This is a genomic window from Pseudomonas sp. GW821-FHT07F05, assembly GCF_059418765.1.
In genome coordinates this window covers 157,414-167,474 of the sequence record NZ_JBWKQL010000013.1, presented here as the reverse complement: position 1 = coordinate 167,474, position 10,061 = coordinate 157,414, and the positions used below count along the sequence as shown (strand labels likewise).

The 10,061-nt window shown below is 54.5% G+C and carries 9 protein-coding genes and 4 tRNA genes; all 13 read left to right on the top strand.

Annotated features, from left to right (window positions below; all coding sequences use genetic code 11):
* The first annotated feature begins 259 nt into the window (after positions 1-259).
* The 13 genes from birA to rpoB all read left to right on the top strand — a co-directional run bounded on the left by birA (position 260) and on the right by rpoB (position 10,036).
* Positions 260-1,216, top strand: coding sequence for a bifunctional biotin--[acetyl-CoA-carboxylase] ligase/biotin operon repressor BirA (birA, locus tag AC07RO_RS22680; RefSeq protein WP_495087123.1), 957 nt, complete (start codon positions 260-262; stop codon positions 1,214-1,216).
* 62 nt (positions 1,217-1,278) lie between these two features.
* Positions 1,279-1,716, top strand: a complete 438-nt coding sequence (locus AC07RO_RS22675) for a hypothetical protein (protein ID WP_192174973.1) — start codon at positions 1,279-1,281, stop codon at positions 1,714-1,716.
* Positions 1,717-1,858: 142 nt separating this feature from the next.
* Positions 1,859-1,943: transfer RNA gene (locus AC07RO_RS22670), tRNA-Tyr, on the top strand.
* Between the two features lie 27 nt (positions 1,944-1,970).
* Positions 1,971-2,044: transfer RNA gene (locus AC07RO_RS22665), tRNA-Gly, on the top strand.
* Between the two features lie 26 nt (positions 2,045-2,070).
* Positions 2,071-2,146 (top strand) — tRNA-Thr (locus AC07RO_RS22660).
* A 175-nt stretch (positions 2,147-2,321) separates the two neighbouring features.
* Positions 2,322-2,397: transfer RNA gene (locus AC07RO_RS22655), tRNA-Trp, on the top strand.
* A 44-nt stretch (positions 2,398-2,441) separates the two neighbouring features.
* Positions 2,442-2,810, top strand: a complete 369-nt coding sequence (gene secE, locus AC07RO_RS22650; protein WP_495087122.1) for a preprotein translocase subunit SecE — start codon at positions 2,442-2,444, stop codon at positions 2,808-2,810.
* 9 nt (positions 2,811-2,819) lie between these two features.
* Positions 2,820-3,353: a transcription termination/antitermination protein NusG gene (gene nusG / locus AC07RO_RS22645; RefSeq protein ID WP_003317113.1), complete on the top strand. Its 534-nt coding sequence runs from the start codon at positions 2,820-2,822 to the stop codon at positions 3,351-3,353.
* A gap of 119 nt (positions 3,354-3,472) precedes the next feature.
* The gene (rplK, locus tag AC07RO_RS22640) at positions 3,473-3,904 is read left to right on the top strand and encodes a 50S ribosomal protein L11 (RefSeq protein WP_037017696.1); all 432 of its coding nucleotides are present in this window, start codon (positions 3,473-3,475) and stop codon (positions 3,902-3,904) included.
* Positions 3,904-4,599 carry a 50S ribosomal protein L1 gene (gene rplA, locus AC07RO_RS22635; protein WP_122536823.1) on the top strand — a complete coding sequence of 232 codons (696 nt, stop codon included), beginning with the start codon at positions 3,904-3,906 and terminating at the stop codon, positions 4,597-4,599. Before rplK ends, rplA begins: the two co-directional genes overlap by 1 nt.
* 197 nt (positions 4,600-4,796) lie before the next feature.
* A complete protein-coding gene (rplJ, locus tag AC07RO_RS22630; RefSeq protein WP_192174974.1) occupies positions 4,797-5,297 on the top strand; it encodes a 50S ribosomal protein L10 in 501 nt (166 codons plus the stop codon).
* A 78-nt stretch (positions 5,298-5,375) separates the two neighbouring features.
* Positions 5,376-5,741 (top strand): 50S ribosomal protein L7/L12, encoded by a 366-nt coding sequence (rplL, locus tag AC07RO_RS22625; protein ID WP_019409897.1) that lies wholly within the window; start codon positions 5,376-5,378, stop codon positions 5,739-5,741.
* Positions 5,742-5,962: 221 nt separating this feature from the next.
* Positions 5,963-10,036 carry a DNA-directed RNA polymerase subunit beta gene (rpoB, locus tag AC07RO_RS22620; protein WP_192174975.1) on the top strand — a complete coding sequence of 1,358 codons (4,074 nt, stop codon included), beginning with the start codon at positions 5,963-5,965 and terminating at the stop codon, positions 10,034-10,036.
* Positions 10,037-10,061: the final 25 nt, after the last annotated feature.

The following is a 10,061-nucleotide window of genomic DNA, read 5'->3' as shown; positions in this document are numbered from 1 at the left end:
GCAGTGAAACGATGCATCGCCGATGGTAGTGTGGGGTTTCCCCATGTGAGAGTAGGTCATCGTCAAGATTAAATTCCGAAACCCCATTTGCGAAAGCAGGTGGGGTTTTGTTTTTGCGCGCGGAAAAGCTGTTAACAACTCTCCACAGTAAAACCCACCCATCAGCAATGCTTGACTTCGGCTTGTGCCCTGAACGGCACGCTTGCGTAGGTCGGCTAGATGGCTATCATGCGCGTCTTACAACCAGGCGCTGAAATCCATGCATACGTTGCTAAAGCTACTTGGAGATGGGGCGTTTCACTCCGGCGAGGATCTGGGGCTCGCGCTGGGCGTCAGCCGAAGTGCTGTCTGGAAGAAGCTGCAGCAGGCCCAGGCTGAGCTTGGCATCGAAATTTACAAGGTGCGCGGCCGAGGTTACCGTCTGGCTTCCCCGCTTTCGTTGTTGGACAGTGAGGTGCTGATCGATGAGCACGAAAGATTGGGTTGGACATGCTGCATTCACGAAACTATCGACTCCACGAATGCCGAAGCCATGAGAATGGCAAGTTCAGGCGCAGCCCTTCCTGCTTTGGTTCTTGCAGAGCAGCAGACAGCAGGCCGCGGCAGGCGTGGGCGTCAATGGGTAAGTCCGTTTGCTGAAAACCTCTATTACAGCCTCGCTTTGCGTATGGATGGCGGTACCCGTCGGCTCGACGGTCTTAGCCTTGTCGTAGGGCTTGCAGTTGTAGATACGCTGCGAGAACTCGGTATCCATAGAGCGGGCCTGAAATGGCCTAACGACATTCTGGTTGGCCGCAAAAAACTCGCTGGAGTGCTGCTCGAGGTAACTGGCGATCTCGCTAATGTTTGCCATGTAGTTATCGGTATTGGGATCAATATCAATATGCGTGATTCCGTTGACGTCGATCAGGCTTGGACGTCGGTGGCCCTTGAGCTGGGAGATATTCAGGACAGAAGCAAGGTCGCCTGCGCGCTAAGTCGAAATCTCAGTGGCTATCTTGCTGGCCATCAGGAAAGAGGATTTGCAGCGTATAGAAAAGCGTGGGAGGACAAGCATCTATGGCAAGGCCTCGCGGTCGCTCTCACCGCGGGTACGAACACCACCCAGGGCGTTGTGAAGGGCATTGGTGATGATGGGGCGTTACGCCTGGAGGTAGATGGGCGTGAAGAGCATTTCAGCGGGGGGGAGGTGACTCTCAGGCTCCAGGGTGGTTAGGGTAGAAATCAGAGTTAGTAAGATCGGCCTGTATTCAGGTGCGTATCGTTAATGAGGTGGGTATGCCATGGACGTTTTTGTTGTTACTCATGTTGAACGGTCTGTATTTCTTCTGGCATCAGCAGGATGCGCCGCTGCGTCCTAAAGAGGTCGAGCCGCTGCTGACTCATCGAGCGTATGGCCAAAATATTCGTTTGCTGGGCGAGTCGGGAGTCGGTGGTGGTACTGCGCGTACCTCTACAGGACAAGAGAACTGCCTCTACCTGGGGGGAACTGCCAAGCAGGCTGAAGCGGCACTTCTCGAGCAGCGTCTTGTTGCCTTAGATATCGATACTCACCTTGAAAAGCGCTTGGATCAGGAAGGCGGCGTGTACTGGCTGAAAATTGCGCCTGCTAGCCGGCGCTTGGTCAGCGAGGTTTTGATTGCCGAGCTCCGCAGGGATTTTCCCATGCTAAAAAATGAAATAATGTCATGTGAAGGCATTGCAACCGTAGATTAGTTTGAATAGAATGGCGCCCGCTTCGCAGTGCAGATCAATTGATAGGTACTGATGTAGCGGTGGTCAATGCTTGTAACCTCAAGTTTTTATTGAGAAAAAGATTGACAGAAAGGTAGCATGATATAGAATGCTGCCTCGCTTAGGAGGGGTTCCCGAGCGGCCAAAGGGATCAGACTGTAAATCTGACGTCTACGACTTCGAAGGTTCGAATCCTTCCCCCTCCACCATATTTTGAGCGTAAGCAGCAAAGCTCAGCGGGTATAGTTTAGTGGTAGAACCTCAGCCTTCCAAGCTGATGATGCGGGTTCGATTCCCGCTACCCGCTCCAAGTTTTCTGGTTGTGCAATGTGTTTTGCTCTTGTAGCTCAGTTGGTAGAGCACACCCTTGGTAAGGGTGAGGTCAGCGGTTCAAATCCGCTCAAGAGCTCCATTACTAAGGCAGATATGTGAGTATCTGCCTTTGTTTTAGGCGCTACGAATACCAAGGTTTTCAAGGTCTTGGTGAGGTGGCGCCGCAGTGATTCGACGTGCATAATCGCAGTTGTCGAGTTGCTGTTGAAATCTTCCTGTCAGGTCCGCATAATGTTCGGCCTGATTTTGCTTTTAGGTCAGTAGCTCAATTGGCAGAGCGACGGTCTCCAAAACCGTAGGTTGGGGGTTCGATTCCCTCCTGACCTGCCAGATTCTCCAAAGTATCTGGCTTTCTTTTCACAGGATTTTAGTAGATGAATCCAAAGGCTGAAGCCCAAGACTCCCGTTTTGATCTCGTGAAGTGGCTTGTAGTAGTGCTTCTGGTAGTCGTGGGTGTCGTTGGAAATCAATACTACTCCGCGCAGCCAATCCTGTATCGCGTTCTTGCCCTGCTTTTGATCGCCGCCGTGGCAGCCTATGTGGCTCTGCAGACGGGGAAGGGTAAGGCTTTCTTTGTTTTGGCCAAAGAAGCTCGCGCTGAGATTCGTAAAGTCGTGTGGCCTACGCGTCAAGAGACTACCCAGACCACTTTGATCGTGGTTGCAGTGGTTCTCGTCATGGCGCTGCTGTTGTGGGGTTTAGATTCCCTGCTCGGCTGGCTTGTTTCCTTGATTGTCGGCTAAGGGTGTCCCGTGGCTAAGCGTTGGTACGTAGTGCATGCCTACTCGGGTTACGAGAAGCATGTCATGCGCTCACTGGTTGAGCGTGTAAAGCTTGCAGGCATGGAAGATGGCTTCGGCGAGATTCTGGTCCCTACTGAAGAAGTAGTGGAAATGCGTAACGGCCAGAAACGCAAAAGTGAACGCAAATTCTTCCCTGGCTATGTGCTTGTCCAGATGGACATGAACGAGGGCACTTGGCACTTGGTCAAGGATACTCCTCGTGTCATGGGTTTCATCGGTGGCACGGCAGACAAGCCGGCCCCTATTACCGATAAAGAAGCTGAGGCAATTCTGCGTCGCGTTGCTGATGGCAGCGACAAGCCGAAGCCAAAAACTCTGTTCGAACCGGGCGAAGTTGTCCGTGTTACAGATGGTCCGTTTGCTGATTTCAACGGTACTGTCGAAGAAGTCAATTACGAAAAGAGCCGAATCCAAGTGGCGGTGCTCATTTTCGGACGCTCCACTCCTGTGGAGCTGGAGTTCAGTCAGGTCGAAAAGGCGTAACTGAACTCAGAATCCCATACCCCGCAGCCCTGGGCTGTGGGGTTTTTTCGTCACCGGGATAAACGCGCAAGTAACCGGGGAGCCTTTCGAGGCGCTAGAACCCGTAATTGGAGTGCCTCATGGCCAAGAAGATTACCGCTTACATCAAGCTTCAAGTGAAAGCCGCTCAGGCTAACCCGAGCCCGCCTGTTGGTCCTGCACTGGGTCAGCACGGCGTGAACATCATGGAATTCTGCAAAGCGTTCAACGCCCGTACTCAGGGTATTGAGCCAGGTTTGCCGACCCCTGTGATCATCACTGTTTACAGTGACCGCAGCTTCACCTTTGAAACCAAAAGCACCCCGGCTTCGGTACTGCTGAAAAAAGCAGCTGGCTTGACCAGCGGCTCGGCTCGTCCGAACACCGTAAAAGTTGGCACAGTAACCCGTGCTCAGCTGGAAGAAATCGCCAAGGCAAAAAATGCCGACTTGACCGCTGCTGATATGGACGCCGCTGTGCGCACCATCGCCGGTTCTGCTCGTAGCATGGGCCTTAACGTGGAGGGTGTGTAATGGCTAAGCTGACTAAGCGCCAAAAAGCTATCGCTTCCAAAGTCGAAGCTGGCAAATCTTATAACTTCAACGAAGCCGCTGCTCTGCTGGCTGAGTTGTCGACAGTGAAGTTCAGCGAGTCTGTAGACGTCGCTGTGAACCTCGGTGTTGATCCTCGTAAATCCGATCAGGTCGTACGTAGCGCCACCGTGCTGCCTCACGGCACTGGCAAGACCGTTCGTGTCGCAGTGTTTACTCAGGGTCCAGCTGCTGAGGCTGCTCTGGCTGCCGGCGCTGATCGTGTTGGTATGGACGATCTGGCTGCTGAAATGAAAGGCGGCGACCTGAACTATGACGTCGTGATTGCTTCCCCGGACGCAATGCGTGTTGTTGGTCAGTTGGGTCAGATCCTCGGCCCGCGCGGCCTGATGCCTAACCCTAAAGTCGGTACCGTTACTCCAGACGTAGCCACTGCCGTGAAAAACGCCAAGGCTGGTCAGGTTCGTTATCGCACCGACAAAAACGGCATTATCCATACCTCCGTTGGCAAGGTCGGCTTTGATGCAGACAAGCTGCGTGAGAACGTTGAAGCTCTGATCGCTGATCTGAAGCGTATCAAGCCAGCTTCCTCGAAAGGTATCTACGTTAAACGCGTAACACTGAGCACCACTATGGGCCCAGGCTTGGTCATCGACCAAGGTTCGTTGGACGCGTAAGACTGGCATGGCGCGGGTAACCGCGTCATTGCGAAAATTGGGGTCCCTGCCTGGCGGGGGCTATCCAAGACCGTAGGCGGCGAAAGCCTTAAACCATAAGCCTACGCAGATGGTGCTCCCGGTTCCTTACCGAATCAGACACCAAAACGACATCCGGCTCAGGTCAGATGAAACGGTAACAAGCAGGAGTTAAACCCGTGGCAATTAAACTCGAAGACAAGAAGGCCATCGTCGCTGAAGTCAACGAGGCTGCCAAAGTCGCTCTGTCTGCTGTTGTGGCTGATGCCCGCGGTGTGACGGTAGGCGCGATGACCGGACTCCGTAAAGAGGCTCGTGAAGCTGGCGTTTATGTACGTGTCGTACGTAACACCCTGCTCAAGCGCGCCGTTGCTGACACTGAATACAGTGTCCTCAACGATGTGTTCACCGGCCCGACCTTGATCGCCTTCTCCAACGAACATCCAGGTGCTGCTGCCCGTTTGTTCAAAGAGTTCGCTAAAGGTCAGGATAAGTTCGAGATCAAGGCAGCTGCGTTTGAGGGCAAGTACCTCGCAGCTAATCAGATCGACGTACTGGCAACACTGCCGACCCGCAACGAAGCGATTTCGCAGCTGATGAGCGTGATTCAGGGCGCTACCAGCAAGCTCGCTCGTACTCTGGCGGCTATTCGCGAACAGAAAGAAGCCGCTGCAGCCTAAGGGCCGGCACTTCTTCTCGCGTATTTTTGTTTATTTCGATGGTCGCGTAGGCCGTCCCCCAATTCAGGAATTAGAGTCATGTCTATCTCTCAAGACGATATCCTCAACGCCGTAGCTGAAATGTCCGTTCTGCAGGTTGTAGAGCTGATCAAAGCATTCGAAGAAAAATTCGGTGTTAGCGCTGCTGCTGCTTCCGCTGGCCCAGCTGCTGCTGCCGCCGTCGTTGAAGAGCAAACTGAATTCAACGTCATGCTGCTGGAAGCTGGCGAGAAGAAAGTTAACGTTATTAAGGCAGTTCGTGAACTGACCGGTCTGGGCCTGAAAGAAGCCAAGGCAGTCGTTGACGGCGCTCCAGCAATGGTTCTGGAAGCAGTAGCTAAAGACGCTGCTGACAAAGCCAAGGCTACTCTGGAAGAAGCAGGCGCTAAAGTCGAGCTGAAGTAAGCATCGACTTTGCGTTTCCAGCCCAAGCGTTAAGCGAAAGGCTGATGGCTGGTGGCTTCTGCCACCGGCCTTTTTCCGTTGTTGGCAGCTGATTCGGTTAGCGCTGATTACGTGATCTACCCACCTCGAACGGTGGCGCGAACCATGGGGTTCGCAAGATTTTTCTGGCTGCTCCCGTCGGGAGGAGCCAAACAAGCAGGTGACCAAGCTGGGGAACGCTGATGGCTTACTCATATACTGAGAAAAAACGTATCCGCAAGGACTTTAGCAAGTTGCCGGACGTCATGGATGTGCCTTACCTCCTGGCCATCCAGCTGGATTCGTATCGTGAATTCTTGCAAGCGGGAGCGACTAAAGATCAGTTCCGCGACGTGGGCCTGCATGCGGCCTTCAAATCTGTTTTCCCGATCATCAGCTACTCCGGCAATGCTGCTCTGGAGTATGTGGGTTATCGTCTGGGCGAACCGGCTTTTGATGTCAAGGAATGCGTGCTCCGCGGTGTGACATACGCCGTACCTTTGCGGGTAAAAGTACGTCTGATCATTTTCGACAAAGAATCGTCGAACAAAGCGATCAAGGACATCAAAGAGCAAGAAGTCTATATGGGTGAAATCCCCCTGATGACTGAAAACGGTACCTTCGTTATCAACGGTACCGAGCGTGTGATCGTTTCCCAGCTTCACCGTTCCCCGGGCGTGTTCTTTGACCATGACCGCGGCAAGACGCACAGTTCGGGCAAGCTGTTGTATTCGGCTCGCATCATTCCCTACCGTGGTTCGTGGCTGGACTTCGAATTCGATCCGAAAGACTGTGTCTTCGTTCGTATCGACCGTCGCCGCAAACTCCCTGCATCGGTTCTGCTCCGTGCATTGGGTTACACCACTGAAGAAGTGTTGGATGCTTTCTACACCACCAACGTATTCCACGTTCAGGGCGAGAACCTGAATCTGGAGTTGGTGCCTCAGCGCCTGCGTGGCGAAATTGCCGTTCTGGATATTCTGGACGACAAGGGCAAGGTGATTGTTGAGCAAGGCCGTCGTATTACGGCCCGTCACATCAACCAGCTCGAAAAAGCGAACATCAAGACCCTTGAGGTTCCTCTCGACTACGTTATTGGCCGCACCAGCGCCAAGGCGATCGTGCACCCAGCGACGGGTGAGATCATTGCCGAGTGCAATACCGAGCTGAATACCGAGATCCTGGCAAAAATTGCCAAGGCTCAGGTTGTTCGCATCGAGACGCTGTACACGAACGACATCGACTGCGGTCCTTTCATCTCCGACACCCTGAAGATCGACTCGACCGGCAACCAGCTTGAAGCCTTGGTCGAAATCTATCGGATGATGCGTCCTGGCGAGCCACCTACCAAGGATGCCGCCGAGACCTTGTTCAACAACCTGTTCTTCAGCCCAGAGCGCTACGATCTGTCGGCTGTAGGTCGGATGAAGTTCAACCGTCGTATCGGTCGTACCGAGATCGAAGGTTCGGGCGTCCTGCACAAAGACGACATCGTCGCCGTGCTGAAGACCTTGGTCGACATCCGTAATGGTAAAGGCATCGTCGATGACATCGATCACCTCGGTAACCGTCGCGTTCGTTGCGTAGGCGAGATGGCCGAGAACCAGTTCCGTGTAGGTCTGGTGCGTGTTGAGCGTGCGGTTAAAGAGCGTCTGTCGATGGCAGAAAGCGAAGGCCTGATGCCTCAGGACCTGATCAACGCCAAGCCTGTTGCGGCGGCGGTGAAAGAGTTCTTCGGTTCCAGCCAGCTTTCCCAGTTCATGGACCAGAACAACCCGCTGTCCGAGATCACTCACAAGCGTCGTGTCTCTGCACTCGGCCCTGGTGGTCTGACGCGTGAGCGTGCCGGCTTTGAAGTTCGTGACGTACACCCGACTCACTATGGTCGTGTCTGCCCGATTGAAACGCCGGAAGGTCCGAACATTGGTCTGATCAACTCCTTGGCGGCATACGCGCGCACCAACCAGTACGGCTTCCTCGAGAGCCCGTACCGTGTGGTTAAGGACGCTCTGGTAACTGACGAAATCGTTTTCCTCTCAGCTATTGAGGAAGCGGATCACGTCATTGCCCAGGCATCTGCGGCAATGAACGACAAGAAGATCCTGATCGACGAGCTGGTTGCTGTTCGTCACTTGAACGAGTTCACCGTCAAGGCGCCGGAAGACGTCACCCTGATGGATGTTTCGCCGAAGCAGGTTGTTTCCGTTGCAGCATCGCTGATCCCGTTCCTTGAGCACGACGACGCCAACCGTGCGTTGATGGGTTCGAACATGCAGCGTCAGGCTGTTCCAACACTGCGCGCTGACAAGCCGCTGGTTGGTACTGGCATGGAGCGTAACGTTGCGCGTGACTCCGGCGTTTGCGTCGTGGCCCGTCGTGGCGGCGTGATTGACTCGGTTGACGCTAGCCGTATCGTGGTTCGTGTTGCAGATGACGAAGTTGAGACAGGCGAAGCCGGTGTCGACATCTACAACCTGACCAAATACACACGTTCGAACCAAAACACCTGCATCAACCAGCGCCCGCTGGTGAGCAAGGGTGATCGCGTTCAGCGTAGCGACATCATGGCTGACGGCCCGTCCACCGATATGGGTGAGCTGGCACTGGGTCAGAACATGCGCATCGCGTTCATGGCGTGGAACGGCTTCAACTTCGAAGACTCCATTTGCCTGTCCGAGCGTGTTGTCCAGGAAGACCGTTTCACCACGATCCACATTCAGGAACTGACCTGTGTGGCGCGTGATACCAAGCTTGGGCCTGAAGAGATCACTGCTGACATCCCTAACGTAGGTGAAGCAGCACTTAACAAGCTGGACGAAGCCGGTATCGTTTATGTGGGTGCGGAAGTCGGCGCCGGTGACATTCTGGTAGGTAAGGTCACTCCGAAAGGCGAGACCCAGCTGACGCCGGAAGAGAAGCTGCTGCGCGCAATCTTCGGTGAAAAAGCCAGCGACGTTAAAGACACCTCCCTGCGTGTACCTACCGGTACCAAAGGCACCGTCATTGATGTCCAGGTCTTCACGCGTGATGGCGTTGAGCGTGATGCTCGTGCGCTCTCCATCGAGAAGAGCCAGCTTGACGAGATCCGCAAGGACTTGAACGAAGAGTTCCGCATCGTTGAAGGCGCAACTTTCGAGCGTCTGCGTTCCGCGCTGGTCGGTCGTGTCGCTGAAGGCGGTGCCGGCCTGAAGAAAGGGCAGGAAATCACCAACGAAGTTCTGGACGGTCTGGAGCACGGTCAGTGGTTCAAGCTGCGCATGGTCGAAGATGCGCTAAACGAGCAGCTCGAGAAGGCCCAGGCGTACATCGTTGACCGTCGCCGTCTGCTTGACGACAAGTTCGAAGACAAGAAGCGCAAGCTGCAGCAGGGCGATGACCTTGCTCCAGGCGTGCTGAAGATCGTCAAGGTCTACCTTGCCATTCGCCGTCGCATCCAGCCGGGCGACAAGATGGCCGGTCGTCACGGTAACAAAGGTGTGGTCTCCGTGATCATGCCGGTTGAAGACATGCCGCACGATGCCAATGGCACGCCGGTGGATATCGTCCTCAACCCGTTGGGTGTACCTTCGCGTATGAACGTCGGTCAGATCCTCGAAACTCACCTGGGCCTCGCGGCTAAGGGATTGGGCGAGAAGATCAACCGCATGCTCGAAGAGCAGCGTAAAGTCGTTGAGCTGCGCAAGTTCCTGAACGAGATCTACAACGAGATTGGCGGCCGTCAGGAAAGTCTTGATGACCTGTCTGATCAGGAAATTCTGGATCTGGCGAAGAACCTGCGTGGCGGCGTTCCTATGGCTACCCCGGTATTCGACGGCGCCAAGGAATCCGAAATCAAGGCAATGCTCCGCCTGGCGGACATGCCGGACAGTGGCCAGATGCAGCTGTTCGACGGCCGTACCGGTAACAAGTTTGAGCGTCCGGTCACCGTTGGCTACATGTACATGCTGAAGCTGAACCACTTGGTGGACGACAAGATGCACGCGCGTTCCACTGGTTCGTACAGCCTGGTCACCCAGCAGCCGCTGGGTGGTAAGGCCCAGTTCGGTGGTCAGCGTTTCGGGGAGATGGAAGTCTGGGCGCTGGAAGCATATGGCGCGGCGTACACTCTGCAAGAAATGCTTACAGTGAAGTCGGACGACGTGAACGGCCGTACCAAGATGTACAAGAACATCGTGGACGGCGATCACCGTATGGAGCCGGGCATGCCCGAGTCCTTCAACGTGTTGATCAAAGAAATCCGTTCGCTCGGTATCGATATCGATCTGGAAACCGAATAACACGTGACGCGAATCGAGGGCGGGT

Bases quoted from the DNA above. Each gene is read 5' to 3' on its own strand.
- birA (WP_495087123.1), top strand. From the start codon at position 260: ATGCATACGTTGCTAAAGCTACTTGGAGATGGGGCGTTTCACTCCGGC.
- AC07RO_RS22675 (WP_192174973.1), top strand. From the start codon at position 1,279: ATGCCATGGACGTTTTTGTTGTTACTCATGTTGAACGGTCTGTATTTC.
- secE (WP_495087122.1), top strand. From the start codon at position 2,442: ATGAATCCAAAGGCTGAAGCCCAAGACTCCCGTTTTGATCTCGTGAAG.
- rplK (WP_037017696.1), top strand. From the start codon at position 3,473: ATGGCCAAGAAGATTACCGCTTACATCAAGCTTCAAGTGAAAGCCGCT.
- rplA (WP_122536823.1), top strand. From the start codon at position 3,904: ATGGCTAAGCTGACTAAGCGCCAAAAAGCTATCGCTTCCAAAGTCGAA.
- rplL (WP_019409897.1), top strand. From the start codon at position 5,376: ATGTCTATCTCTCAAGACGATATCCTCAACGCCGTAGCTGAAATGTCC.
- rpoB (WP_192174975.1), top strand. From the start codon at position 5,963: ATGGCTTACTCATATACTGAGAAAAAACGTATCCGCAAGGACTTTAGC.